The sequence below is a fragment of the Bacillus chungangensis genome (genome assembly GCF_030812995.1).
GTDB classification, from domain to species: domain Bacteria; phylum Bacillota; class Bacilli; order Bacillales; family Bacillaceae_C; genus Bacillus_CF; species Bacillus_CF chungangensis.
In genome coordinates, this window is the sequence record NZ_JAUSTT010000042.1 from 1 (window position 1) to 25,584 (window position 25,584).

Genomic DNA, 25,584 nt, shown 5'->3' on the forward strand with positions numbered 1-25,584 from the left:
TTTATAGTGCTATCAAACTCCATATTATATAGACCAATCATAGAACAATCTTTTGGCTTATGCCAACCGAAAATTCATCTCCCACTTTCATTGGGTTATGCCCTTCACATTTAGAAGTGGGAGAATTCTTTTCGGAGATCCAGTTAAAATCTCAGCTTCTCGGTTCTTTATCTAGTATGTCCTCTTTTTTTCTCCATTTATCCTTTTTTTCAAAAAATGTACGAGTCTTCTTCCCTTTTTCTTGAAATTAGTATATTCTTAAAACATCATTGCTTTATAGTATACGTTCTACATGAGGAGGCACCAACAATGACAATGAAAAAAACACTCACACTTGCAGGCTCTGATTCCAGCGGCGGTGCTGGAATACAAGCCGATCTCAAAACTTTCCAGGAGCATGGTGTATATGGCATGACTGCTCTTACATCTATTGTGACAATGAATCCAAATGATTGGAGCCATCAAGTAACACCGATTGATGTAAAAACGGTCGAACAACAGTTGGACACCATTCTATCTGTTGGCATTGATGCAATGAAAACGGGCATGCTTGGTTCAGTAGATATTATTGAACTAGGTGCTAAAAAAATTGATGAGCATCAACTAGATAAAGTGATCATTGACCCTGTTATGGTTTGCAAGGGAGAGGACGAAGTACTGCAGCCTGAAAATACAAATGCGCTTCGTGAATTGCTTGTCCCAAGAGCGACTGTTGTCACACCAAATCTATTTGAAGCTGCTCAGCTGGCAAAAACAAGCCCAATTAAAACGGTTGAAGATATGAAGGCAGCTGCTGTTGCCATCCATGATATTGGTGCGAAAAATGTTGTCATTAAAGGTGGAAAACAATTACAGCATGAAAAAACCCTCGATTTAGTATATGACGGTAAAGATTTTACATTATTGGAAGCGGATAAAATCGATACTCATTATAATCATGGTGCTGGATGTACATTTGCGGCAGCGATTACAGCAGGACTGGCAAATGGAAAAACAGTGGCTGAAGCTATTTCTTCTGCCAAAACCTTTGTTACTGCTGCCATTAGACATGGCTTTCAACTGAATCAATTTGTCGGCCCAGTCATGCACGGTGCCTACAACCGTTTTTCCTAAACGTGAATATGTATCATTGAAACTGAGACATCACGTGATTTATGCAAAGGAGGAAACTCTATCCTTTGTCCATGAATCACTTGAAAAACAGTTTTCTTTACGTATAATGTTAATAAAGTTAATAAAAAAGTTTTCTAGGGTTCCGCGATTGTTTCTTATCGGCCTGGTCCAAGAGAAAACTCACAGCAAAGCTGTGTCACGGAGGGACAAAAGCCCGGGAGTTATTCTTTTAAAGAATATCTTCCGGGCTTTTTTATTTTTCGTACATCAAGGAGGAAGAAAAAAATGAACGCTAACTGGTTAAAAGTTTTCATCGCTGCGTTTTTTGAAGTTTTTTGGGTGATTGGACTCAAACATGCACACGATGTGTGGACTTGGTTAGGGACAGCAATAAGCATTTTTATTAGTTTTTATCTCATGATAATGGCAGGAAAAAAATTGCCTGTTGGTACTGTATATGCTGTGTTCGTTGGTATAGGTACAGCCGGGACCGTTTTAGCAGAGATTTTATTTTTTGGCGAACCAGTAAAATTAATGAAATTGCTGCTCATTCTTATATTATTAGCAGGAGTTATCGGCCTTAAAATGGCAACAAAAGAAAACACGGCCATACGTGAAGGAGGAGAATCATAATGGCGTGGATATTCCTCATTTTAGCAGGGATTTTTGAAATGTTCGGCGTCGCAATGATTAATAAATTGCATCGAGATCAGAACTGGCAAGCCCTTCTTCTGCTGCTTGCGGGCTTCGGTGCCAGTTTTATCTTTCTTGCCCTTGCCATGGAGACGCTTCCTATGGGCACAGCTTATGCGGTTTGGACAGGCATTGGTGCTTCCGGCGGAGCAATTCTAGGAATGGTCTTATATGGAGAATCAAAAGACTGGAAAAGAATGATGTTTATTTCAATGGTGCTTAGTGCAGCAATCGGGTTGAAGCTGATCTCGTAAACTACTCCTTTATGAAGTGGGCGACCAATTTATGATAAATTTGGCCTTAAATTTAATATGAAGCCTCATTAGTGGAGGTTCTCTTTCCTTTCCACTGATGCGGCTTCACCCTTTTGAAATTAAAAGCCAACATTCAAATTGTTGATTCTTCTTTCACATCCACCTCAAATCCAAATTCCTTCAGCATCTGATGATCTGCCGTACTTTCCTGTCCTGCTGTTGTTAAATAATCACCGATAAAAATTGAATTTGCAGGGTATAATCCAAGCGGCTGCAAACTTCCTAGATTGACTTCCCTCCCTCCAGAAATGCGAATCTCTTTCGTTGGATTGATGAAGCGAAATAAACAGAGCACCTTCAGGCAGTAGCGGGGATTTAGTTCATGTACTCCTTCAAGCGGCGTACCATCGACTGCATGAAGAAAATTAACTGGAATGGAATCGGCATCAAGAATATGAAGGCTTCTCGCCATATCAATAACATCTTCCTTCGTTTCTTTCATCCCAATAATCACACCAGAGCATGGTGAAATGCCGCTTGCTTTTACTTTTTCCACTGTCTGGACACGATCTTCATATGTATGAGACGTTGTGATTGCATTATGATGTCTTTCTGATGTATTCAAATTATGATTGTAGCGATCGACTCCAGCTTCTTTTAATATTTCTGCTTGTCCAGGCTTTAAAATCCCAAGGCAAGCACATATTTTCAGGTTATACACTGATTTTATTTCTTTCACTGCTTCTGCAACATGTCGAAGCTCTCGATTAGAAGGCCCCCTGCCGCTCGCAACAATACAATAAGTACCCACTTTTAATTCAATAGCCCGCTTTGCACCTTCAAGTATTTTCTCTTTTCTTATCATGGGATATTTTTCAATTGGCGCTTTCGATACAATCGATTGCGAGCAATAACGACAATTTTCAGGACAAATTCCTGATTTTGTGTTCACAATCATATTTAACTTTACCTTGTTTCCAAAGTATGTGCGTCTGATAATATAAGCACTATGCAGCAGCCGCAATAGTTCTTCGTCGGAACACTCTAAAATTTCCATTGCCTCTTCATCTGTCAATGAATGTCCAGCTAATACACGATGTGCTAACGATTCGAACATGTATTTCCCCTCCTTATGCTGCCCGTTTTTGAATATTCACCGTTCTTTCGAGGCGATGTGCCATCCAACCAGCAAAAATAGCCAAAATGAAATCTTTTGGCAGCGGCACCATCATCCAAGCCCACGCAATTTGATAAGTAAACCCTTCTGGCGCTTCTGCCCACCATTTATAAGCAACATACATCCAATTCGTTCCAATCACATAATTAATAGCCATTCCTATAATCGAAGCAAATATGTAAGCAGAAAGCTTGCTGCTTTTTTCTGCGATTTTTCCAGCTGCATATGCAGTAAAAATAAATGAAAGAATAAAACCAAATGTTGGACTGACAAAAGTGCCTAAACCGCCATGAAATTGCGCAAAGACAGGCGCTCCAACCAACCCTAGCAGTGCATACACAGTCATTGACAAAGCCCCGAGCCTGCTGCCTAATAAGATTCCTGATAAAATCGCGAAAAATGTTTGCAATGTAATAGGTACACCGCCAACTACTAAAAACGGCACAAACGATGTAATGTTGGCTCCAATCATCATTAACGCTGAGAACATCGCAGCATAGCTCATTTGTAGTGCAGTCAATTTTTTAGTCATGTATATACTCCCTTCTTTTTTAATAAAGAATGTTTATTAGGAGTATAATAGAAAACAAATATTTATGTCAACCTAATTATAATATGGTTAACATAAATATTTTATTTCCTACTAGATAATCTTATCCTCTAGTATTACTAGCTGCCATTGCTGCTTACTTATATGCATAAATCGTCCTTATCGCATTCTCGCTTCTCTTTTAGTAAAATATAGTTATAGTCCGAATGGTTTGAGAGGAGGATTTCCTATGGAACCGATTCAACTGGCTAAAGTCCAGGAAGTCATTAACCAATTTGCAGCAAAAGATGTCTATATTCATTTAGAAACAACAAATGGCGCTTATGCCTCCCACTTTGATGAATCGTTCTTTTCTGCAGGTGCTTATATCCGCAATGCCCAAGTTTGTTATGAACATGGAAAAATAGTTGGAGAAGGTCCATTTCGTGTTGGATTAAAGATGCCGATTGGCTGGATTTATGCAGAAGGACTTACTCATTTCGAAGTTGATAAAGAAGAAAGATTGCTATTAGCTGGCCATGGACATGACGGCAAGCTAGCTGTTGCTTTACAAATAAGCGAAAAACCTTTTGATTAATAGAAAGGAGGAGAAACATTGGAGAAAGAACGCCACGTCTTAGTTGTCTTTCCACACCCTGACGATGAAGCTTTCGGAGTTTCAGGAACAATTTCAGCACATATTAAAAATGGAACTCCTGTTACATATGCGTGCTTAACATTAGGAGAAATGGGGCGTAATTTAGGAAATCCACCTTTTACAACGAGAGAAGGACTGCCAAAGATTCGAAAAAAAGAATTGCAAGCTGCAGCAGCTGTGATGGGAATCAAAGATTTACGCATGATGGGCTACCGTGATAAAACAATAGAATTTGAAAGTGATGAAAAATTGGCCGACATGGTGTTCGCTTTACTTGAAGAATTACACCCTTCGCTCGTTATTTCTTTCTATCCAGGATATTCGGTTCACCCAGACCATGAGGCAACAGCAAGAGCTGTTATTCGTGCAATTAGGCGATTGCCCCTGGAATCGCGGCCTAAACTCCATTGCGTCGCTTTTTCTAATCACCATGAAGATGAAATTGGGCCTCCTGATATTATCAACGATGTCAGTGCAGTATCTGAACAGAAGCTCGGCGCTATGAAAGCACATATTTCTCAAACAGTTTGGATGCTAAAAGAATTGGAAGAAAAACTTGCCAAGCAAGATCCTGAAGCAATCCGCTGGCTTCACTACGAACGGTTTTGGACTTATAATTGGGATCATGATAAAGTTGAATAGCTCCTCTGCATACTATGACATGCCCAAATTTTTTTGAATTAAATTTATATAAAAGACTTGATTGTAGGTAAGAATAGGGCTGTCCTAAAGGGCAGACCCTATTTTTTTATAAAGGGAGAACTTTTTTCCTATCCTATCGATAAGATAAGGTGGAGAATTTCTCCACCTGTTTTTAGTTCTGTAGCTATCGGATGCTGTGGCTGCACTGAACGAATAGCTGTACCGATTGTTTTGGCTGATAAATCGGCTAAATTAGCTTATAAAAAGGTGAATTTAGATTATAAATCGCTTATTTCGGATTATAAACCAATAAATTTGGTTGATAAGTCGCCTGCTTATTTCCTCATCGCTCGATCAAGTTAGCTAAATCCAACCAAACAGAACGGGCTGCCCTCAAAAGTCATTTTTATGACTTTTAGGGGCAGCCTCCATTTTTTATCCTTATCTATTAACTTGTAAATTCATTGCCTCGTAGATAGCTTTTCCAACACCATCTTCTTCGTTTGTAGCTGTTATGTTCGTACAAACTGATTTGACAGCATCTTCAGCATTGCCCATTGCAACAGGCCGTCCAACAAGTGTCAACATGGAGAGATCATTAAAATGATCTCCAATTGCCATCGTTTCTGCTAAATCAATACCTTTTTCTTTTGTAAATCTTTGTAATGCAATGCCCTTCTCCGCACCTTTTGCTGTAATTTCAAGATTATTTCCACCAGAGGAACTTACGACAATTCCGTCTATCTGTTCCAACTGTGCTCTTACTTCCGCTAAAAACACCTTGTCCAAACAAAAAGCAATCATTTTATAGATCATTTGGTTATCATCTTCAAGCACTTCGGCAAAGTGATTCAACCGTTTAATAGTGCCTTTAGTAAAACGAGTTTGAGCAACATTGCGAACATCTTCTTCACTTTCTGAAAATTTTTCTGATAGATAAAGGTCTACGATTACATCGATGCCTTTTTCAATGTCAATCGTATATCCACCTTCATTCGTATATAGTTCCATATAGATTTGTTCATGATTCAATAAATCTACTACAGTTTTTGCTCTTTTTCGTTCAAAAGCAACAGCGCTGGTCACACTTCCATCTTGTTGACGCACCTCAGCGCCATTTGAACTAATAATCGGACAATCTAAGCCTGCTTGTGAAAGAATAGAACGAGCCTCTTCATATAGCCTACCCGTCGCAATCACTACTTCGATCCCTTTCTCTTGCGCTTCTTTTATCGCTTGGCGATTAAGCATACTTATTTCCATCTTGCCATTTAATAATGTTCCATCCATATCTGTTGCAATACATTTAATCATACTTCAGCACCATTTTTGGGTGCCTCACCTGCCAATCTATTAAAATCTTTATTTTAACAAATAAATTTTACTAAGGATGTGTATTTTCGCATACTATGGTTGTACGTATCTTCGTTGATTCACTCCTCTTTATTCTAACATAGTTAAAGTATTTTAGTAGTTCCCTAGCATATGAGGAAAAATGGTCCACTTTATTCATTTACCTTAATATTACTAGATGCATTGTTTGTCCAACTACATGAATTTCCTGCTATAATGAAGAGACGATCTTTATATATTACTCATGGCATGATCTAATGGAGGAAAGGAGGATCATATATACATTATAAGAAAATCGACAATAGGAACGAAAGCTCTCGAACTAATTCTACTAAAACTGGAAAGTGATTATTGTTGTAAAGGATGAAGCGAATGAAAAATAAGCAAACAACGACAGCAGACTTGCTGAAATTCCTCATACCTTCTTTATTGGGTATTTTATTATTTATGATACCAATCCCATTTCAAGGAAAAGTGACAATACCTGTGGCGATTTTCGCCGATCAACTAAAGTCAGCATTAGAATCTCAGATTCCCGCTATTATGATGATTATTATTACGATTACTGCGATTGGTACGCTTCTAGCAAAGATCGCCAAACCTAACTTCATTATGAGCAGGCCATTCCTAAACAATTTATTTCATGTAAATATGATTTGGGTGATATCAAGAGTGCTTGCTGCTATTTTTGTCATCATGACCTTTTACAAAATTGGTCCAGAGGCCATCTGGTCTGATGACACTGGCGGATTATTATTAACAGACCTGCTTGTCACTTTGTTTTGTGTGTTCCTATTTGCAGGACTTTTATTGCCATTATTGCTAAATTTCGGACTGTTGGACCTTTTCGGAGCACTTCTTACAAAAGTGATGCGTCCACTCTTTAAACTTCCAGGCCGATCGTCCATCGATGCTTTAGCTTCTTGGCTTGGCGACGGTACAATTGGTGTTCTCTTAACGAGTAAGCAATACGAAGAAGGCTATTATACAAAGCGGGAAGCTGCTATTATTGGTACAACTTTTTCGATTGTTTCGATTACGTTTAGCATGGTGATCATTGCTACTGTAGATTTAGCACATTTATTTGTACCTTATTATTTGACGATTACATTTGCAGGATTGGTCTGTGCACTCATTATGCCGCGCATTTGGCCGTTAGCAAAAAAAGAAGATACTTATTATCAAGACAAGCCTGGCAAACAAACAACCGAATTGATTCCGGAAGGATATACACGCTTTGGTTATGGTTTAGAGCAAGCGCAGTTAACGGCTCGCAACAATCGCTTTACTACATTTTTTAAAGATGGCATCCAAAATGTGCTGGACATGTGGATGGGAGTCGCACCAATTGTGATGGCATTTGGAACATTAGCACTCATTATTGCAGAAAATACAAAAATCTTTCAATGGCTTGGTATGCCGTTCATTCCTTTATTAGAATTGATGCAAGTACCAGAAGCACAAGCAGCCTCTCAAACATTAGTAATAGGCTTTGCTGATATGTTTCTTCCTTCTGTTCTGGCAGCAGGCATCGAATCAGAAATGACTCGTTTTATCATTGCTTCCATCTCGGTAAGCCAGCTTATTTATATGTCAGAAGTCGGCGGCCTTTTATTAGGTTCTAAAGTGCCTGTTTCGTTTAAAGATTTAGTTGTTATTTTCTTTTTGCGTACGCTTATCTCGTTGCCTATTATTGTGCTCGTTGCTCATTTACTCTTCTAAACAAAACTTCCAATTAACGAGCGTATCTTGTTAATTGGAAGTTTTTTAATGATCCTCTTCAAGCAGGCGCATGACCTTTCATTTTTTGTAAAAAAGCCCTGATCATAAAAAATTCTACTTCTGCAGGCAGCAATTCTTTAATCGGAGTTAATCTTTCTGAATTTGCTTCCTCAACTGCAGCAGCAATGAGAGATTCATATTGTTTTGGAATGAACTGGTCCCAATCAATTTCAAGGCCTTCTTCCGCACATTTAATAATATGACCTTCAATTGTCCGATCAGATACTTCTCTTTCTGCCGCGATTTCTGCGATCGTTTTACCATTTTGCAGAAGCTTATAAGTAAGATGATGGCTTTTTTCTTTCTTGCTTTTCGCATCTGAAAACTCTTCCTCAATACGCGAAAGTTGAGGAGAGACCCCATTCTCTTCCTTGTAAGATCTTATTACTTGCATAAATGCTTCTCCATAAAGCTCCAACTTCCGATTCCCAATCCCTTTTACACTTAGCATCTCGCTATTTGTGGCAGGTAAATGTATACACATATCCCGCAACGTTTGGTCAGAAAAAATAATATAAGGAGGCACTTTTTCAGAGGCAGCAATTTCTTTGCGGAGCTGACGAAGACGATCGAAAAGTACATCATCTTCTACAAGCTGTTTCACTTGGAGCTTTTCCTTTTTCAGCACTGTTTCTTCTCCAAGCAGCACCTTTACTGCTTTGTTTGTTAGCATTAGCACTGGATAGGCTCCATCAGTTGGACGCAAGTATCCTTCTGCTGTTAAAAAATCAATGAATTCATTGACGTCTTTTTGCGTTCGTTCTTTCATAATGCCATATGTGGAGAGCTTATCAAGCCCAAAACTTTTGATTTTTTGATTGGCAGAGCCAGTCAGCACCATTGAGATCATCGTTTTTCCAAAGCGCTCGTTCATTCGTTTTAAACAGGAAAACACCATCTGCGCTTCCCTCGTTACATCAATTTGTTCTCGGTCATCTTGACAGTTGCCGCATTTTTCACATACAAAGGATGTTTGCTCTCCAAAGTAATGCAAAATATATTGTTGAAAACAAGACTCCGTATGACAATAGGCAATCATCTTCCTTAACTTCCCATATTCGTTTTCCTTCCGCTCTTCTTCCATTTCCGATTGGTCGATGAGAAACGTCTGAATGTGAACATCTTGCGCAGCAAATAAGAGTATACAATCGCTCTCCTCCCCATCCCTGCCAGCACGCCCAGCCTCCTGGTAATAAGATTCCATATTTCTCGGAATATGATAGTGAATCACGTAGCGAACATTCGATTTATTGATGCCCATTCCAAACGCAGAGGTAGCGACCATCACGGTAATATCATCATATAAAAATTGCTCTTGATTTTGATTCCGTTCATTTTCTGACATGCCAGCATGATATTTTCCAGCTTTGATTCCCCGCTGCTGAAGATACTTTTGCAGACGTTCTACTTCTTTGCGTGTTGCAGCATAAATGATGCCTGATTGGGTATTATTTTTCCGTATGTATGCAAGTAAGTAAGCATCGCGATCTTGCCCTTTGACGACTTGAAAAAGCAAATTTTTGCGGCCAAATCCTGTGATAACTGTATGCTGTGCTTGAATGTCAAGCAGCTCACAAATATCTGTTTTCACTTGCGGTGTGGCAGTGGCAGTTAATGCCAAGACAACTGGCTTTGGCTGCACTTGTTGTATAAAACGTCTAATCAATAAATAACTTGGGCGAAAATCGTGTCCCCACTGTGAAATACAATGGGCTTCATCAATAGCAACTAAGGAGATATCAATCTGTTCTAGCAATTGAACGAAGGATGGCGTTTCTAATCGTTCAGGCGCTATATATATAAGCTTGTATTTACCATAGATGATTCCTTCTAGGCGATCCCGCATCTCTCCCCCTGTAATCGTGCTATTAATATACGTTGCAGGAATTCCTATCTTTTCTAATGCATCTACTTGGTCTTTCATTAGCGAAATTAATGGCGAAACAACGATCGTCACCCCATTAAGAAGCAAAGCAGGAATTTGATAACAAATGGACTTACCGCCGCCAGTCGGCATAATGCCAACCGTATCATGGCCATTTAATACTTTCTCAATGATTTCTTTTTGTCCGTGGCGAAACGCATCGTAGCCAAAATAGGACTGGAGCAATTTCTCCGCTTTTTTCAGCATGCAAGTACCTCCATATCACATTATCTTAATGCTATTATAGCAAGTAATGATATGTAAAGTAGGAGAGATTTTGCAGTCATCTATCACTATCATCTGCAATATCAGCACGTAACGTTCACAAAAAAATGTTTATAACTGACGTTCTGTGTGTAAATTTGCAAGATGTATTATTTGTTCTGCTGTAAAAATCGAGCAGATCTCTCAGCCCACCGTACAGTTTAATCAAATAAAGTGAAACTCCTATAGTGAGAGTTTCCTCTCTTCCCCCACCTAGCGCTTCTGATTCCTCTTACTCCCTGGGGTGGGGGCTGCCTGCCAGTTAGATGTGGGATAAAAGAGGATACTTTTCCGAGCTTCTGTCTCGTTTTTTGGCAACATGATAAATGCCAAGTAACATTGATTTTTTTATCAAATATAACTGTTTAAAAAGAATTTGAATAGAAAAAAGTAAAACAAATATTTAACAGGAGTGAGGTTAATGATGAAAGCTGTGATCGTAAAAAAACCAGGTGGTCCGGAACAACTTGAAGTTGTTGAAGTGCCAATTCCAAAATTGGGAGAAGGAGAATTGCTTATTCGTGTTCATGCAGCAGCTGTAAATCGAACAGATATGATAACGCGTGAAGGAAAAATGGGGTATGCTGTAAATCCTATTTTAGGCGTTGAAGTTGCAGGAACAGTTGTTGAAATAAATGGCGATAGTTCCTTTTCAGTAGGTGACAGAGTAATGGGGCTGGTAAATGGTGGTGGTTATGCCGAGTTTGTTGTGATGCCAGCTGATCGAGCGATGAGAATCCCCGAATCTTTCACATTTGAAGAAGCTACAGCAATTCCTGAAGTGTTCCTAACTGCTTATCAAACGTTATGTTGGATAGGTAAACTTGAAAAACAAGAAACCGTATTCATTCATGCAGGAGCTAGCGGAGTTGGGACAGCAGCAATTCAATTAGCAAAAAAACTTTGTCATGCAAACGTTATTGTTACTGCTGGTTCTAATAGAAAACTCGACTTTTGCCGAAAACTTGGAGCAGACGTTGTGATAAATTACAAGGAGCAGTCATTTGATGAAGAGGTTCTAAATGCTACAAACGGTAATGGTGTAGATTTGATTTTGGATTTTATTGGTGCCAATTATTGGGAGAAAAACTTAGCTAGTATTAAGAATGAAGGTCGATGGGTCCTTATTGGAATTCTTGGTGGAAGTGAACTAGAAAAGATAAACTTATTTACCTTGATGTCAAAGTGCATTCAATTAACAGGGACATTACTAACCCCTAGAAGTGATGAGTACAAAGCTCTTTTAACGAAAGAATTTGTTGAAAACGTAACACCTTATTTTAAACGAAAAGAAATAATGCCTGTTATTGATACTACATTTCCTTTGGAAATGGTTAGAAAAGCTCATCTATACATGGAAGAAAACCGCAATATCGGTAAAATTATACTTCGAGTAAAGGACAATTGACTTCGTTTTGAACAAGGTTTTTTCAAGGATGAATGATGAAAGTAGAAAACCATTCGTATCGAAAGAAAAGAAAATAAATACCTGTTTCACGGCTGGACTTTTACCCTATAGATGACACTTATGCTAGACGCAGAAAAAAGAGAATGCTGCTAAATTGACAGCATTCCCTTATAGGTTAAGACACTACTTGTTTTCTGTTCTTAACATGAAACGTACCAAATGGGACGCAAATTGGATGCCCTGTTCTTGGCGCTTGAACGATGTCTGCATCAATGCCAAATACTTCTCGCAGCACTTCCGTTTTCATTACATCGTTCGGCGTTCCTTTTTTGACAATTTTCCCATCCTTAATCGCTATCATGTAATCGGAAAAGCGTGACGCATGGTTTAAATCATGAACAACCATGACAATCGTTCGTTGTTCCTCTTTATTTAATTTTTCCAATAAACAAAGGACATCCATTTGATGTGCCATATCAAGAAACGTCGTTGGCTCATCTAACAACAATATTTCTGTTTGCTGTGCCAAAGCCATTGCAATCCAGACACGCTGCAGCTGGCCTCCTGAAAGAGAGTCAAGGTCTCGCTTGGCAAAGGTCAGCATTCCCGAAACTTCTAAAGCCCAGTAGACAATCTCTCTATCTTCTTTTGTCAGCGTATTAAACCCTTTTTGATAAGGTGCACGTCCATAAGCAACCAATTCATCAACCTTTAATCCAAGTGGCGGAAACGGGTTTTGGGGAAGAATCGCTAATTTTTTGGCAATTTCTTTTGTCTTTTGCTCATGCAGCTCTTTTCCATCAAGAAAGATCGCACCTTCAGCTGCCTTGATAATTCGTCCAATCGTCTTTAAGATTGTTGATTTTCCCGAGCCGTTTGCACCAACTAATGAAGTGATTTTTTGGTTTGGAATTTCAAGATTCAGCTCTTTCACGACTAATTTATCATCGTAGCCAATATCAACATTTTCAGTTCGTATTCGGCTAGTCATTTATTCACTTCCCTAAATGTTCAATAATTGCCTCAAGCTCAAGATGTTGACCATAGAAAAAGCTATCAGAAACAAGTGGATCAAGGATATACATTTGATTGTTCTTGACTGCTCGCAAATTTTTCCATACTGGATGATCATCCCAAATCGAAATTAAAGCATTCGGGTTTCCCGGATCCATTTGTCTGCGGTTTTCAACAAGGAATAAATGATCCGGGTCTGCTTCACTAATACTTTCCACGCCTACTTGACCTTGATCAGGAAATTGCCCAACTGACTTTAAGCCAATTTCTTCATACAGTAACCCATATTCTTCTGGCGTTAAAACGGTAAAATCTTTTCCGTTCGCTCTTAAAAAGAGTGCCGTTTCACCATCCCGCTTGGCTACAATTTTTTTTGCTTCTGCAATTTTATCGTCCAGTTCCTTTAATAACTCCTCTGCTTTTTCTTCCTTCGCAAAGATTTCAGCAATTTGGCGAAGCCGTTTTCGGCGATCATTAGAGCCATCGACTACAATCGCTGGAGCTACCTTGCTATCGCGGTCATAGTTACTCCCTTTGCCCTCCGTCAGTATAATTAAATCTGGCTCAAGACCAATTAATGCTTCCATATTGACTTTGCCGCCTAAATTTGCAATATCAAGCCCTTCTGTCAGCTCGAATAACTTTGGCGATCTGTCTCTTGTAGCAATACGGGCACCAATCGGAACTTCATCTAATGCAATCACATAATCCGTTGCATTTACATCCGTAATCGCAACCCGCTCAGGCTTTTTCTCTAGTGTGATCGTTCCCGCTTCATGCTCAATCGTACGTGGATAGTCAGGAATTTCTTCGTCTTTGCTCTCCTCCTCTTGTTCTTCTTTATGTTTTGTTTCCACTTCTTTATCGTTTGTAGCCGGTTTTCCTGTTTCCTTGCTTCCACAAGCAGCTAATAGAAAAATCGATCCTAGTACAACGAGAAAAATATATAGACTTCTTTTTATCATGTTTACATTCTCCTACCTTTTTGACTTCATTAATAAATAGAGGAAATAAGGTGCCCCTAGCAAGGAAATGACAACACCCGCGGGAATTTCCGTAAAGGGCAGTAGATTTCTAGCAATCGTATCTGCGGTAAGGACAAGCAATGCGCCAACACCTGCTGTTACTGGAATCAAAATTTGATGCTTCGTCCCGACTAGACGCCTTGCTAAATGTGGGCTTACTAGCCCGACAAAGCCGATTCCTCCGCCGATTGCAACCGATGAAGCTGCTAATCCAACTGCAATACTTAAAAGCAGCAGCCGTTCTCTTTCAATTGAAACGCCAAGATTTTTAGCAAGTGTTTCATGGAGCTGTAATAAATTTAATGAATGGGATTTGAGCAATGTGATTGGAATTAAAATGATAATCCATGGCAAGAGTGCACCGACAAATGTCCAATCTGCTCCCCAAAGCGAACCTGCACTCCATTCCACAACAAATTGAAATTCCTCAGGGCGAAATTTCAACGTATAAAGAATGGTGATTGCACTGATTCCCATCGCTGTGGCTATTCCAACCAGAATCAACCTTGTTGGCGAGATTCCTTTGCCTTTTTTATATGCTAATAGATAAATAAACACTGCTGTAATGGAAGCACCGACAAACGCTAAAAAAGGCAGTAAATACGGTGAAGTGCCAGCTTTGATAGGATAAAAGGAAATATACATGACAATTGCTAGACTCGCTCCAGAGTTGATTCCAAGAATGCCGGGATCGGAAAGATCATTTCGTGATATCCCTTGCAATATAGCACCTGATACCGCAAGACCTGCTCCAACAAGGACTGCAATGATCATCCGCGGGAGCCTAAACTCAAAGAGCACTAACGCTTGCCTTTTCGTCCCATTACCAATCACTGTCTGTATCACTTCCAATGGAGACAGCGTATACCTTCCCAAGTTAAAGGAAAGGACAAGCGCCACAATGAGCAAAATAAAAATCGTACATAGAACGATGATTCTTTTTCTCGTAAATAGTACTGCTATCTCTTTTGGCATCAATATAGCTCTCTCCTTTCTCTACGCGCTAAATATAAAAAGAAAGGTACGCCTAAAAGAGAGATAATTGTCCCTAAAGGGGTTTCGTATGGCATGTTTACTAATTTCGCTCCAATATCTGCCCAAATAACGAGTGCTGCTCCAATGATTGCTGAACATGGAATCACCCAGCGATAGTCTGTTCCGATAAGAAAGCGAACAATGTGCGGTACAACAAGCCCGACAAAGCCAACGCCGCCAACTGTTGATACAGATGCTCCTGCTAACAGAAAAACACTGACTGCTGCTAGGATTTTAATAAGGGTTGTACGCTGTCCAAGTCCTGTTGCCATCTCCTCTCCTAAATTCAGGAGTGTGATATATGGCGATAAAAAAAATCCTAGCATCAACCCAAGCAAGATCCATGGAATGATTACTTTCACTTGTGTCCATTCTGCACCAGCAATCCCGCCTGCCGACCAAAAAGCCATTTCAAAATTTAATTGAAAAAGGATAGAAATTGCCTGGCTCACTCCTACTAAAAGAGCACCAACGACTGCTCCTGCTAAAGCAAGTTTCACTGGCGTCATACTGCCCTTTGCAAAATAAGCAATTCCGTACACAAGCAAAGCACCGAATCCAGCTCCGATAAAGCAAAAGAAAATCACAGCCTGAAATGGCATGAATGGAAAAAAAGCAAAAATAAGAACAAGCATAAATTCAGCCCCGGCATTGACCCCAAGCAGCCCAGGATCAGCTAACGGGTTTTGTGTAACCCCCTGCATAATCGCACCAGCAACGGCAAAACCAGCTCCAACAAACAACGCAGCTAGTACCCGCGGAATTCGAAGATGCCAAACAATCAAATGTTTCTCATTGCTCGCATTGAATTGAAAAAGAGTTTCCATAAACTCTTTGTCTGAAATAGAGGCAACTCCTGACAAAACAGAAAAATATAATCCAATAACAATTATCATGACTCCTGCAAGAATCATACACACACCACGAATAAAACGTGATGAACGAAACTTGCTCGCTACTGCTGCTTCCAATCCCAAAACTCCCATCTTGAAACTTAGTTTGGCCTCTCCTATTCCTCTTTACATGCTGAGTAAAGTAATAGAAACGCATCATTCACCGCCCTATTAATAACAATGATAATCATTATCATGATAATAGAATTTCAAACAAGAAAGAATAGACGTTTTTCCAAAAATAATTGGACAATTGTCTTTCACGTTATCAATGGATGGTTTTCACATGATGAAAGTTTCATGCCAATGATGCGTTTCCTGAGAAGAGAGATGGGAAGTGGAGTCTATTGTTATCTCTCACATCCCACTTTTATGCTAGTAAGGTAAGGAAGGGGTTTCAGTTATTGTGTTTGGTAAACATATTCGGGTAAAAAAATCCTCTCCATATCATCTAATAATTCTAGATGCGTCTGAAAAGAATAATCAAAAGTGACTGTTTTTGAGAGAAAATAATATTTCCCATTTCTAATCGCCGCAAAGGAAGGGCAGCCAACTTCGTGCAGCCATTTTTCTAAATGGCTCGGATTGTTGCCATCTGCTTTTATTAACAAATGATCAATGTCTCGAAAATCGCAAGTCTCCCCATAATCAAAATCAATAAAATGATGGTTCAATAATGATGGAGGCACAGCCACTCCCAGTTCTCTATATAGACAATCTGAACATTTTTTACGTTGATATCCAAATAGCCGATAACCATGATGAAATAATCTCAAGATCGCAACGGTCTCTTCTTTTAAAACAGCTTGCAAAGCATATTTTACTTTTTTCACACGATCGTCGTACGTTTTTATTAAAGAATAAGCCGTATTTTTCTCTCCAACGATATCAGCTACTTTTTTAAACTGCTCACGCCAATCTTTTTTCATTGGCAATTCATAATGCATGGAAAAATCGCGATGTTTCGATTGAATTTCCATCCTCCCTTTTTTCTTCTTAGACTTCTCTAATTGTGTTTGTGGCACATTTAATAATTGCAAAGAATGGTACAATGGATTCGCATCAGTCAACACATCAGCAAGATGGACATTTCGATACATATAAGGTGATTGTCCTGTCCATTTTTTAAATAAACGGCTAAAATAACGCTCATCATTATAGCCGACTTTATTCGCGATCTGCCGAACTTGGTCATCTGTACAACTAAGAAGTTCCTTCGCTTTTTCAATCCTTAAATACGTGATGTATTGAAGAGGAGCATATCCTGTCTCAGCGCGAAATGCCTTATAAAATGTGCTTACACTCATGCCAGCATCTTTTGCTAATTCCTCGATTTTCATTGTATGGTGAAATTGCTGATGAAGACGATGGATAACGTGCTGGATGCCTGGCTGTTTAATTTCTATACAATGCTCATTGCCTAAAAATAGGCTGATAATTTGAAAAAGAATTGCCATTTTGCAACTATATTCTTCATTTATCGTCTTGCCCTTTGTTGCTTCAAGCTGTTTAAATAATGGATATAGTTTTTCTTGAAATAACAAGATTACAGACTCATCTGAAAAAAGAGTATGCTTATGCTTTGTTAGTATTGAAAAGTGAACAACTAGCAACTGATTTTGCTCTAAAGATGATAGCTGTATACTATTAACCTTTGGATTCACGAAGAAAAGAGCAGCATGCTTCTTTAAATTGTGAGGCTTGCCATTATAGATGATTTTTGTGGCTGAACCATGATTAAATAACAACACTGAATCTTGTCCTGCTTCCACTGCACCCTCATGTGTTCTTTTTATCGAATGTAAAAGAAGACTCCATGGATTACTAGTCGCATGATATGTCACATCATCACCTCATTCTTTTTATTGATAATGATTTTTATTATCAAATAAAGGTCATATAGATGATTCTAACATATCTTTCATCATTTCCAATAAAACAACCTCAAGACTGTTATACGTTTCCGAGTTTGATAGCTCCCGTTTTTGGCATCCCCCCCCTGTATCCTTCCAATCTATACAACAAAATCAAAAGGGACGAGGTTAGGATTTCATATTGGAAGGAACTTTGGAATTTAAGAGTAAAAAGAAAAAAGGAACAGTAGCAAGAATCACCTTGCCAACAGTTCCTTCCAGCAACGCTTAAGCTGTATGTAACTACCGAAAAGCACTTATGGGTTTCATCTCCTGCCATGTTGACCAAAAAATACGCTGCTTTTTAACATCCATTCCCAAGCGGCGTTTTTTACTAAACACTTTACTATTTTTGTACCTCCTCAAGGAAGGATAAATTCAATAGCCCATTAATATCACTACTTGAAATATATCCTGCTTCTTTACTAATATCAGCCATTTCCTGAATGACCTGTTCATTAACGGAGGCAGTTACTTCTATTCTTTGAAAAGCAGCTTGCAATTCCGCTTTGTTTATTTCTTTGCCTGTTAATGCTTCAATATGCTGAATGACAAGCTCCTGACTTTCTTCTGGATGTTTTTGAATAAACGCAATCGCTTTTAAATGAGCTTTTAAATATGCTTTTACATGCTCTTCATTTTGTAAAAAAGTATCTGTTGCAGCAACTACCGTATTGGTTGATTCTTTGCCCCAAGCAAATTGTTCCCAATCTAGCAGCAGTTTCCCTTTCGCCTTTGTTTCAAGAATATATCCCCACGGTTCTTGCGTTGCAGCAGCATCTACCGATTGTTGAACGAATAATGTAGCGGTATCAGCAGGAGCAGCTGCATAAAGCTCAACTGTTCCGCCATTCGTCGTCGGTTTTAAGTCTACATCTTGCAGCGCCTTTCTCAGCATGACATCTTGTGTGCTGCCAATAACCGGAATCGCGACTTTTTTACCGTCGAGGTCGGCTAGATCAGCAATACCGCTGCCTTCGCTCGATACTAGAACAGCACCGCCGTTAACGGCTCCCGAAATGAGATGATATTTCGGGTTTTTAACGAAAAAGTTAATTAATGGACCAGGCCCTACTGTACCTACATCAATTGATTTAGTTGCCATTGCTTCCATAAATAATCCACCATTGCTCACTGTTTTTGTTTCAATTTTTATATCTTTGCCAAATTCCTCTTCAAAATAATGCTTCTCAAGGGCAACAATTGTTGCAATATGTGTTAAGTTAGGAAAATAACCGATTTTCACTTCTTTTTTTCCGCTGCTTGCTGCATCTTTATCTCCGCAAGCGGCTAGAGTACTGAAAACAAACAACGCGATCAATGTGAATAAAAACCGTTTACGCAACATATCTTCTCTCCTTTTCTCATTTTTTTCAGAAGGTATAAGCAGCTGAAAATCACATTTCTAACTTACTCCCCATTTCATTTGTACACGTTTTTCTAACCGCAAAAAGATAATATTATCCATAATCGTACCAATAACAGCAATGATGATCATGACTGAAATCACAAGATCCATTTGTCCAAGTGCTCTGCCTGCTTCAAGAAGCTGTCCAAGTCCAGTACCCGCACCTAGCAGTTCCCCTGCCATTAATGCCCGCCAAGAAAATGCCCATGCAATTCTTAGCCCAGAAATAATGTGTGGGATGGATGCAGGAAAAATAACCGTTCGCAAAAAATGGAACCCAGTGGAACCAAATGTTTTAGCTACTCTTTGATACAATTGCGGTACATTTTTAAATCCACTTATTGCACTGATTGTCATTGTCCACGTTGCTCCAATCGTGACAATAAAAAGAATTGCCATGTTGTTCAGGCCGAACCAAATAATTGCAAGCGGCAGCCAAACAATGCTTGGAATGGACTGTAATGCAGTGATGATAAATCCAAGCGTATCCTCAACAAACTGAAAGCGCCAAATAAAATAACCAAGCAGGAGACCGAGCACAACAGCAATCGAAAAACCGAGTAATAGCCTGCCAATGCTATGCAAAATAGCTGCTGTGATTTGTCCATTGGTGATGCCAGTAAATAGTGTTCTTAACACTTGTGTAAGCGAAGGAAACATGAAATCAGGCAGGCTGGAAAATTTAGATGTGGCTTCCCATATCACCGCTAGTGTCATGATGAATAGGATTCGTCTTAAAGTTGTATTCATCACCCATTTCCTCCTTTAATACTTTTTCAATTTCTTCTTGTAAAATCGATAAAATCCGCTGCTCCAAATTTAACGTGACACTATCAGGCATCACCCCATCCTGCATTGTTGGCACTGAAAAAGCAGCCTTCATTTTCCCCGGACGCGTCGCAAAGACAATGATTTTTTCTGATAAGAGAACAGCCTCGCGAATATTATGAGTGACGAAAAAAATCGTTACTTTCGTTTTTCTCCAAATCTCTAACAATTCCTTATGCAGCACCATTCTCGTCTGCTCATCAAGTGCTGCAAATGGTTCATCCATTAGTAATATATCCGGCTCCATAACAAGTGCTCGTGCAATGGCAACCCGCTGTTTCATTCCTCCTGATAGCTGGTGTGGATATGAGGAAGCGTAACGGCTGAGATGAACCATCTTTAAAACATTTAGTGCTTTTTCCGTTGCCTTTTCCTTGCACATTTTCTTTAAACGCAATCCATACATGACATTTTCAAGTACAGTTAACCAAGGAAATAATCCTGCTTCTTGAAAGACAACAACCCGATCAGGCCCTGGCTTTGTCACTTTGTTTCCAGCAATCCAAATATTCCCTTTCGTTGGCTTCTCCAATCCAGCTATCAAATAGAGCAAAGTTGATTTCCCACAACCAGACGGGCCGACGATTGAAACGAATTGACCCTTCTCAACTTCTAAATGGATGTCATCTAGTACTTTTACTTGATTCGCATTATGATCAAAGCTTTTTTCTACACCATCGATTGTCAAATACATGGTTCCACCCCTTTTCCACAAATTCCGATTAAACAAATGGGTTTTATATATTCATTAATCATCACTAATCATATCAATTTTGTCAACTATAAAAATGCAAAAATATGCTTTTTTATATAGGGTGCTTTTTAAAAGATTGATAGTTGAGTTCAGTCAGATGTCGTTTGTATACCTAGCGGCATTCTATTCAATCATTTTTCCCAAATAAAAAGAACCGCTTCTGTGTGCAGCTTCGCAGCTAAACACGCTCAATAAGAAGCGATTCTTTTAAACTTATAATATGTCATTTTCAACTTCATAAGAACGTTTCTTGCACTAATGTTCGCAATAATCAAGAACGTTTCCAATGATAGGGAGCTTATTCGTATGAGGTAATCAATCGAGGCGCTTGCTTAAAACCTAACTGATACCACTCATATTGGCGTTGGCTTATTTACATTGTCTTAAAATTAATATATTATTAATCCATACTTATTTTGAAAAGAGGTTTTGATTGTATATGATGAAACTTATTAATCGCTAGTTTAAATTCCACCGAATTTTATATTGTAAAGGGTTGAATGATGGCATTCCATTCGTTCTATTTGTTGTGCCCTTTTACAGAAAGCGATTAGAAGACATCATATCTTACTTAAAACAAATTTCTGTTTTTTCATGACATCTATTCTATAGGGTAGGTTTATTTATAATAGACAGAAATTTGACCATGAGAAGAGAATTCTTCTTATGGTCTTTTTTGTTTTTTTAGGTTCTTTCGTTAGCTTCTCACGAATTTAAAGGAGGTGAATACCCAATGACCGCCAAAAAGACTATTTGCTAATGAGCCAAAATAAAAAATGGAGGATTTGTGATGAGTGAATATCAATTAATCAGTGATTACAAGCAGATCGAAAAATATAAGGAAAGCTTTAAAGAGCTCGCAAAACAAATATTTGAAATCGATTTTAAGGAATGGTATGACAAGGGCTGTTGGAATGACAACTATATCTGTTATTCATATGTAGATGGAGATCAGGTCATTGCCAATGTTTCTGTTAATAAGATGGTTGTTATCTTGAATGGCAAGGAATATAAGGCCATTCAACTAGGGACTGTGATGACGCATCCAGATTATCGTCATCAAGGATTGGCAGCTAAGTTGATGAACCATACCATTGAAAAATATGAACAAGATTATGACTTTATTTACTTATTCGCAAATAATACGGTACTAGATTTTTACCCTAAGTTTGGCTTTGAACAAGTCAAGGAAAGTAGTTTCAGCTTGAAAGCTTCAGATTTAAAAAAGAAAGTGGCTAAAAAATCTGCTCTACGCAAACTAGACGTCAATAACAAAGCTGATTTCAAGTTGATGAAAGAGTTTGCGGCTGAAAGATTCCCTATTTCATCGAAATTAAATGTGAAAGATAATGAGTCTCTATTAATGTTTTACTTTATTGCAGTCTTTCATGACGCAGTTTATTATATTGAAGAGGAAGATGTAATTGTTTTATTTGAACGAGAAGAAGAACAGTTGCATGTTTTTGATATAGTCAGTAAAAAAGCGATCGATTTAGAGACAGTTGTAAATCACTTGATTTCAGATACGACGGAGATGATTCATTTTTACTTTGTACCTGATACTGATCTTGAGAACATCCAATCAGCTTTTATTATAGAGACTGATGATACATTGTTTGTTCGCCCGTTATTAAAAGATTTTACAGGAAATTTTTTATTTCCGTTAACATCCCATGCATGAAATTTCTGATGAAAAAAATTTTGGAATAGCAATGCTATTCCTTTTTTAATTGAAAAGTTAGAGAGTAAATATCAACGGTTAACAAGATAACATTTTAATGAAAGTTTAAATCAAATGTAAGATAATCTTCTTGAAAATTCACAAGCTGTAGAGTCTCAAATCCTTCTAAATCACTTTTTAGCTCCCATATCTTCACTGAAGAGTGGGATATTTTAAAGAAATCCTTCGTTCAGAAGCCCCCCTTTTACAAATGATGCATCACTATCATGGTTGTGATCTATGTTTATCTTTTCTCGTATCTATTAAACTTATCATCTATCTCGATATGCGCAAATCCCTAATGAGCGCTTCTATAGATTTTGCAATGATAATAGTTTCTCCTGTTTCAAAATCTTCTTGTAGTATTTCTCCTGTTTCATTATGAACCATTAAGGCCATATTTTCAGGTGAAAGGAAACCAATCTGTATATTCTTTAATGTTTTTCCCTTACTTGCTTCGTAATTTTTTTGATTCACAAAAAAATTGTGCATATCCTTATCTGGCTCAACTGGTTCTAGAGAAATAAACTTTGAATGATAAAAGCCTTGAAGATTTAAAAACCAAAAAGATTGAAAATATTCTTTTATAGAGGGATGCAAACGTACATCAATATGCGCTTCTATCGCTTCGAAATCCTCTTGCTTTTCTTTTATTTTTGGCTTCCAAGAAACATAATCATCCTCATCTGGTTCACTATTATATAACAACGGATTCATTTCTTCATCAAAAGGGATTTGCGGCAAAACCCCAAAAGTATCATTACAGTATTCTAATAATTTTTGAAAATAATGATCTAATGCCTCTTTTACTTGCAATTCATTCACCTCTTTCTTGTCAATACTCTGTAAAAATTGCATGGTTGACGAAATCATTATTCGATCATCCATAAACTTCATATTCTATAGCTTACTCAAAATCATTTAGTAACATTTATTCAACCAATTTGAATTTTTAGCAAATTATTGGAAATACAGTAAATTTCAACGAACCATTTTCTCACAAAGATTCCTTGAAAGTTTCTTTGTTTTACAGTTTGAAAACGATAATCAACGCTTCATCATCAGTTCCCATCGAGACACACGTTTACACTGGGAGCGATGTTTATAGGGAAAAAGTAAAGGGAATTTACTAAAAAGATTCTTCATTAACATAAAGTGATACTTCCATGAGGGGAGTCTTCTCTCATCCCCCACTCATGGTTAGTTGAAACAATCAGACATTTACTGGCAGTTATCCCCTACTAGACTTCTTTGATTCCTCTTACTCTTGAGGTAGGGGTCTTACTGCCAGTTAGATGTGGGATAAAAATAATGACGGTGCCTATAATACTAACTAAACTGAAAAGTAATGCTGAAATTATTTTTAATTTGATGTATAATAAAAGCAAATAATAAGTATACTAAAAGGGCCACCAGTGTTGGCAGCACCGGTAGCCATGGAATAGAAAGATTCCCTTCAAAGGGGATCGACCAACAAAAGTAGATTAAGACGTTAATCCACCCGTAATGAGTCGTTACCTCAAGGGTGGATTATTTTTTATCTTTTATGACTATGACAAGCATTGCAAATGCAATCATTAAAGATATAGACTCGTATACAGTCATAATAAGCACCCCCTTCCATCTTGGGGAGTGCCGATCCACCGATGAGGCATCTCTCTATTAAACTGATTATAACATAAAATGAAACTAGGCTATCCTTGCAGGGAGGAATTTATTATACCTTAGAATTGTTATAACTTCTCGTAGAGTTTTCTTATCATGGACGTCATAATCTTCATGTGAATGTTCACAGTTATCTTTCTATAAATCCCAGAAAAGTAAATTAAGTAAGCTGCTCAAAAGTTGGTACACCATAATATTTTATTTTAGGAAAACAACGCAATTTATTAAAATAAACATAAATCTCTTGATTTTCCCCGCGAATTCCCGATTTAGGCAGATTACTGAAAACAGTAATATGATAATATCCATTTTCTAGATGTATTGATTGTGTACTCGGACAATGAGATGTCCATTCCATCAGATCATAAAGATCTCTGAAAAAAATTATTTCTCCACTGACTTGAATACCTAATCTTAGAACAAAATCAAACGAGTCTAGCAGATTTTCATTTGGATATCCGCTCCTGATTTTTAACAGATAATTGCCCGGAGAACCAGTTCCAAAGCTTACAATTGTTCCATTATTAACATGATCCGCAACCTGTTCTGCTGTGAGGTATTTACTAGTAAGGTAATCTTCATCTTCTTGAATGAACGAAACAGCGTGAGGTGAATATATAATGATGCCTAAGCCATCAATCTCTATCAATATATCTTTTTTTAACTCCATCCTCGTACAGCACCTCACTTTTTATGTTTTATTTTTCTGCCAACCGCTGTTATTAATTAAGATAGTCTTTTAAATGATGTTTTAGAGCTTCGGCTTCCCAGCTTAGCTTTGACGATATTCTTTTTTCAATTAGATAAAGTAAACCTTTCTTAGATTTAATTCTCCCAAGTGCAATCCATGCATGAACTGAATTATTATCTAGTTCATTTTCTTGGAGTATTAATAGTTTATCCTCGATTTGAACTAGTACATTCTCCGTAAATTTTGAAATCCAATAAGAAGCCGTCATCGAGGCATCACTAGAGTAATCGTCTAAAGCTATGTCAATGAGAATATCCAATAATGCTTTATCATGAAGTCTCTCTTCAAAAAAAATGTTAGCCTCATGTATACTGTGTGTAGAATCTATTAACAGGTCTCTAATCGTATCTTTATCGTACATTCCGTTCTTCTCCAGTACCAAATCAAAATGAAAATACTATTCTAAACCTCAGAAAAGTATTCAGATAACCATTTTGAAGGCATTTTCTTTACTCTATTTCTTGCTAATAAAATAGAATTTATGTTCCGAATAATACTTCATATATATTTTGGAAAAATCTCTTTTGATTTTTAATCTCACTCTCAAAAGGCATAGATATCGAAACAAAAATACCATTCAACCAAACAACATATTTGTCCATTATTCTTATTAACAAATAAAGCCGATTTAATAGTTATGTAATTCTATAAAAGCATCATGATCATAATAGTATAAGAAAGCTTCCAGTGAACTACTCACCACTTATCGACCTTGCGGTCTGATTGAAGTGGGAGCTTCTTGGGAACTAGATACTTTTGTTAGCTATCTATATTTACCAAG

25 protein-coding genes and 1 riboswitch are annotated in these 25,584 nt (G+C 38.0%); of the genes, 8 read left to right on the forward strand and 17 right to left on the reverse strand.

Features of this window, described 5'->3' with window-relative positions; translation table 11 throughout:
• Positions 1 to 309 precede the first annotated feature (309 nt).
• The 3 genes from pdxK (at position 310) to J2S08_RS21155 (ending at position 2,060) form a co-directional block, all read left to right on the forward strand.
• Complete coding sequence (pdxK, locus tag J2S08_RS21145; protein ID WP_307233124.1) at positions 310 to 1,113, forward strand: pyridoxine/pyridoxal/pyridoxamine kinase; 804 nt, start codon at positions 310 to 312, stop codon at positions 1,111 to 1,113.
• Between the two features lie 123 nt (positions 1,114 to 1,236).
• A riboswitch (guanidine-I (ykkC/yxkD leader) is annotated at positions 1,237 to 1,336 on the forward strand.
• 62 nt (positions 1,337 to 1,398) lie between these two features.
• Positions 1,399 to 1,746 carry a DMT family transporter gene (locus tag J2S08_RS21150; protein ID WP_307233126.1) on the forward strand — a complete coding sequence of 116 codons (348 nt, stop codon included), beginning with the start codon at positions 1,399 to 1,401 and terminating at the stop codon, positions 1,744 to 1,746.
• Positions 1,746 to 2,060, forward strand: a complete 315-nt coding sequence (locus tag J2S08_RS21155) for a DMT family transporter (protein WP_307233127.1) — start codon at positions 1,746 to 1,748, stop codon at positions 2,058 to 2,060. The genes J2S08_RS21150 and J2S08_RS21155 overlap by 1 nt, the downstream gene beginning before the upstream one ends.
• A gap of 133 nt (positions 2,061 to 2,193) precedes the next feature.
• Here J2S08_RS21155 and bioB read toward each other — a convergent pair whose 3' ends face one another.
• Positions 2,194 to 3,177 carry a biotin synthase BioB gene (gene bioB / locus J2S08_RS21160; RefSeq protein ID WP_307233130.1) on the reverse strand — a complete coding sequence of 328 codons (984 nt, stop codon included), beginning with the start codon at positions 3,175 to 3,177 and terminating at the stop codon, positions 2,194 to 2,196.
• Positions 3,178 to 3,190: 13 nt separating this feature from the next.
• A complete protein-coding gene (locus J2S08_RS21165; protein ID WP_307233132.1) occupies positions 3,191 to 3,769 on the reverse strand; it encodes a biotin transporter BioY in 579 nt (192 codons plus the stop codon).
• Between the two features lie 247 nt (positions 3,770 to 4,016).
• On the opposite strand from J2S08_RS21165, the gene J2S08_RS21170 reads away from it, so the two are divergent.
• Positions 4,017 to 4,364 (forward strand): YojF family protein, encoded by a 348-nt coding sequence (locus tag J2S08_RS21170; protein ID WP_307233134.1) that lies wholly within the window; start codon positions 4,017 to 4,019, stop codon positions 4,362 to 4,364.
• Positions 4,365 to 4,382: 18 nt separating this feature from the next.
• Positions 4,383 to 5,066, forward strand: a complete 684-nt coding sequence (bshB2, locus tag J2S08_RS21175) for a bacillithiol biosynthesis deacetylase BshB2 (protein WP_307233136.1) — start codon at positions 4,383 to 4,385, stop codon at positions 5,064 to 5,066.
• 441 nt (positions 5,067 to 5,507) lie between these two features.
• Here bshB2 and J2S08_RS21180 read toward each other — a convergent pair whose 3' ends face one another.
• The gene (locus J2S08_RS21180) at positions 5,508 to 6,380 is read right to left on the reverse strand and encodes a Cof-type HAD-IIB family hydrolase (protein WP_307233138.1); all 873 of its coding nucleotides are present in this window, start codon (positions 6,378 to 6,380) and stop codon (positions 5,508 to 5,510) included.
• A 411-nt stretch (positions 6,381 to 6,791) separates the two neighbouring features.
• Here J2S08_RS21180 and J2S08_RS21185 point away from each other — a divergent pair, with 411 nt between their 5' ends.
• Positions 6,792 to 8,141, forward strand: a complete 1,350-nt coding sequence (locus tag J2S08_RS21185; RefSeq protein ID WP_307233140.1) for a YjiH family protein — start codon at positions 6,792 to 6,794, stop codon at positions 8,139 to 8,141.
• Positions 8,142 to 8,199: 58 nt separating this feature from the next.
• Here J2S08_RS21185 and recQ read toward each other — a convergent pair whose 3' ends face one another.
• Entirely contained in the window at positions 8,200 to 10,332 is a 2,133-nt protein-coding gene (gene recQ / locus J2S08_RS21190) for a DNA helicase RecQ (protein WP_307233142.1), read from the reverse strand.
• 481 nt (positions 10,333 to 10,813) lie between these two features.
• Here recQ and J2S08_RS21195 point away from each other — a divergent pair, with 481 nt between their 5' ends.
• Positions 10,814 to 11,797, forward strand: coding sequence for an NAD(P)H-quinone oxidoreductase (locus tag J2S08_RS21195; protein WP_307233166.1), 984 nt, complete (start codon positions 10,814 to 10,816; stop codon positions 11,795 to 11,797).
• A gap of 175 nt (positions 11,798 to 11,972) precedes the next feature.
• Here the strand turns inward: J2S08_RS21195 and J2S08_RS21200 are convergent, their stop codons facing one another.
• The 8 genes from J2S08_RS21200 to J2S08_RS21235 form a co-directional block, all read right to left on the reverse strand.
• Positions 11,973 to 12,788 (reverse strand): ABC transporter ATP-binding protein, encoded by an 816-nt coding sequence (locus tag J2S08_RS21200; RefSeq protein WP_307233144.1) that lies wholly within the window; start codon positions 12,786 to 12,788, stop codon positions 11,973 to 11,975.
• A gap of 4 nt (positions 12,789 to 12,792) precedes the next feature.
• The gene (locus J2S08_RS21205; protein ID WP_307233146.1) at positions 12,793 to 13,776 is read right to left on the reverse strand and encodes an ABC transporter substrate-binding protein; all 984 of its coding nucleotides are present in this window, start codon (positions 13,774 to 13,776) and stop codon (positions 12,793 to 12,795) included.
• A gap of 12 nt (positions 13,777 to 13,788) precedes the next feature.
• A complete protein-coding gene (locus J2S08_RS21210) occupies positions 13,789 to 14,811 on the reverse strand; it encodes a FecCD family ABC transporter permease (RefSeq protein WP_307233147.1) in 1,023 nt (340 codons plus the stop codon).
• On the reverse strand, positions 14,811 to 15,785 hold the full coding sequence (locus J2S08_RS21215; RefSeq protein WP_370875736.1) for a FecCD family ABC transporter permease: 975 nt from the start codon (positions 15,783 to 15,785) through the stop codon (positions 14,811 to 14,813). Before J2S08_RS21215 ends, J2S08_RS21210 begins: the two co-directional genes overlap by 1 nt.
• Before the next feature lie 380 nt (positions 15,786 to 16,165).
• Complete coding sequence (locus J2S08_RS21220) at positions 16,166 to 17,608, reverse strand: AraC family transcriptional regulator (protein WP_307233151.1); 1,443 nt, start codon at positions 17,606 to 17,608, stop codon at positions 16,166 to 16,168.
• Between the two features lie 415 nt (positions 17,609 to 18,023).
• Positions 18,024 to 19,025 carry an aliphatic sulfonate ABC transporter substrate-binding protein gene (locus J2S08_RS21225; RefSeq protein WP_307233153.1) on the reverse strand — a complete coding sequence of 334 codons (1,002 nt, stop codon included), beginning with the start codon at positions 19,023 to 19,025 and terminating at the stop codon, positions 18,024 to 18,026.
• A 57-nt stretch (positions 19,026 to 19,082) separates the two neighbouring features.
• Positions 19,083 to 19,835, reverse strand: coding sequence for an ABC transporter permease (locus J2S08_RS21230; protein ID WP_307233155.1), 753 nt, complete (start codon positions 19,833 to 19,835; stop codon positions 19,083 to 19,085).
• Complete coding sequence (locus J2S08_RS21235; RefSeq protein WP_307233157.1) at positions 19,768 to 20,607, reverse strand: ABC transporter ATP-binding protein; 840 nt, start codon at positions 20,605 to 20,607, stop codon at positions 19,768 to 19,770. The genes J2S08_RS21230 and J2S08_RS21235 overlap by 68 nt, the downstream gene beginning before the upstream one ends.
• An 850-nt stretch (positions 20,608 to 21,457) precedes the next feature.
• Here J2S08_RS21235 and J2S08_RS21240 point away from each other — a divergent pair.
• Complete coding sequence (locus J2S08_RS21240) at positions 21,458 to 22,348, forward strand: GNAT family N-acetyltransferase (RefSeq protein ID WP_307233159.1); 891 nt, start codon at positions 21,458 to 21,460, stop codon at positions 22,346 to 22,348.
• Between the two features lie 315 nt (positions 22,349 to 22,663).
• Here the strand turns inward: J2S08_RS21240 and J2S08_RS21245 are convergent, their stop codons facing one another.
• From J2S08_RS21245 to J2S08_RS22790, 5 genes are all read right to left on the reverse strand, one after another.
• Positions 22,664 to 23,260 carry a SecY-interacting protein Syd gene (locus tag J2S08_RS21245; RefSeq protein ID WP_307233161.1) on the reverse strand — a complete coding sequence of 199 codons (597 nt, stop codon included), beginning with the start codon at positions 23,258 to 23,260 and terminating at the stop codon, positions 22,664 to 22,666.
• Between the two features lie 657 nt (positions 23,261 to 23,917).
• Positions 23,918 to 23,992 carry a putative holin-like toxin gene (locus tag J2S08_RS22700; RefSeq protein ID WP_370875652.1) on the reverse strand — a complete coding sequence of 25 codons (75 nt, stop codon included), beginning with the start codon at positions 23,990 to 23,992 and terminating at the stop codon, positions 23,918 to 23,920.
• A 220-nt stretch (positions 23,993 to 24,212) separates the two neighbouring features.
• Positions 24,213 to 24,722 carry a hypothetical protein gene (locus J2S08_RS21250; protein WP_307233163.1) on the reverse strand — a complete coding sequence of 170 codons (510 nt, stop codon included), beginning with the start codon at positions 24,720 to 24,722 and terminating at the stop codon, positions 24,213 to 24,215.
• Between the two features lie 52 nt (positions 24,723 to 24,774).
• Positions 24,775 to 25,164, reverse strand: a complete 390-nt coding sequence (locus tag J2S08_RS21255) for a hypothetical protein (protein ID WP_307233164.1) — start codon at positions 25,162 to 25,164, stop codon at positions 24,775 to 24,777.
• A 267-nt stretch (positions 25,165 to 25,431) separates the two neighbouring features.
• A complete protein-coding gene (locus tag J2S08_RS22790) occupies positions 25,432 to 25,506 on the reverse strand; it encodes a DUF7716 domain-containing protein (protein WP_442320933.1) in 75 nt (24 codons plus the stop codon).
• Positions 25,507 to 25,584: the final 78 nt, after the last annotated feature.

Excerpts from the sequence above, each read along its gene's own strand:
- pdxK (WP_307233124.1), top strand. The coding sequence starts at position 310 with ATGACAATGAAAAAAACACTCACACTTGCAGGCTCTGATTCCAGCGGC.
- J2S08_RS21150 (WP_307233126.1), top strand. The coding sequence starts at position 1,399 with ATGAACGCTAACTGGTTAAAAGTTTTCATCGCTGCGTTTTTTGAAGTT.
- J2S08_RS21155 (WP_307233127.1), top strand. The coding sequence starts at position 1,746 with ATGGCGTGGATATTCCTCATTTTAGCAGGGATTTTTGAAATGTTCGGC.
- bioB (WP_307233130.1), bottom strand. The coding sequence starts at position 3,177 with ATGTTCGAATCGTTAGCACATCGTGTATTAGCTGGACATTCATTGACA.
- J2S08_RS21165 (WP_307233132.1), bottom strand. The coding sequence starts at position 3,769 with ATGACTAAAAAATTGACTGCACTACAAATGAGCTATGCTGCGATGTTC.
- J2S08_RS21170 (WP_307233134.1), top strand. The coding sequence starts at position 4,017 with ATGGAACCGATTCAACTGGCTAAAGTCCAGGAAGTCATTAACCAATTT.
- J2S08_RS21180 (WP_307233138.1), bottom strand. The coding sequence starts at position 6,380 with ATGATTAAATGTATTGCAACAGATATGGATGGAACATTATTAAATGGC.
- J2S08_RS21185 (WP_307233140.1), top strand. The coding sequence starts at position 6,792 with ATGAAAAATAAGCAAACAACGACAGCAGACTTGCTGAAATTCCTCATA.
- recQ (WP_307233142.1), bottom strand. The coding sequence starts at position 10,332 with ATGCTGAAAAAAGCGGAGAAATTGCTCCAGTCCTATTTTGGCTACGAT.
- J2S08_RS21195 (WP_307233166.1), top strand. The coding sequence starts at position 10,814 with ATGAAAGCTGTGATCGTAAAAAAACCAGGTGGTCCGGAACAACTTGAA.
- J2S08_RS21200 (WP_307233144.1), bottom strand. The coding sequence starts at position 12,788 with ATGACTAGCCGAATACGAACTGAAAATGTTGATATTGGCTACGATGAT.
- J2S08_RS21205 (WP_307233146.1), bottom strand. The coding sequence starts at position 13,776 with ATGATAAAAAGAAGTCTATATATTTTTCTCGTTGTACTAGGATCGATT.
- J2S08_RS21210 (WP_307233147.1), bottom strand. The coding sequence starts at position 14,811 with ATGCCAAAAGAGATAGCAGTACTATTTACGAGAAAAAGAATCATCGTT.
- J2S08_RS21215 (WP_370875736.1), bottom strand. The coding sequence starts at position 15,785 with ATGATTCTTGCAGGAGTCATGATAATTGTTATTGGATTATATTTTTCT.
- J2S08_RS21225 (WP_307233153.1), bottom strand. The coding sequence starts at position 19,025 with ATGTTGCGTAAACGGTTTTTATTCACATTGATCGCGTTGTTTGTTTTC.
- J2S08_RS21230 (WP_307233155.1), bottom strand. The coding sequence starts at position 19,835 with ATGAATACAACTTTAAGACGAATCCTATTCATCATGACACTAGCGGTG.
- J2S08_RS21235 (WP_307233157.1), bottom strand. The coding sequence starts at position 20,607 with ATGTATTTGACAATCGATGGTGTAGAAAAAAGCTTTGATCATAATGCG.
- J2S08_RS21240 (WP_307233159.1), top strand. The coding sequence starts at position 21,458 with ATGAGTGAATATCAATTAATCAGTGATTACAAGCAGATCGAAAAATAT.
- J2S08_RS21245 (WP_307233161.1), bottom strand. The coding sequence starts at position 23,260 with ATGATTTCGTCAACCATGCAATTTTTACAGAGTATTGACAAGAAAGAG.
- J2S08_RS21250 (WP_307233163.1), bottom strand. The coding sequence starts at position 24,722 with ATGGAGTTAAAAAAAGATATATTGATAGAGATTGATGGCTTAGGCATC.
- J2S08_RS21255 (WP_307233164.1), bottom strand. The coding sequence starts at position 25,164 with ATGTACGATAAAGATACGATTAGAGACCTGTTAATAGATTCTACACAC.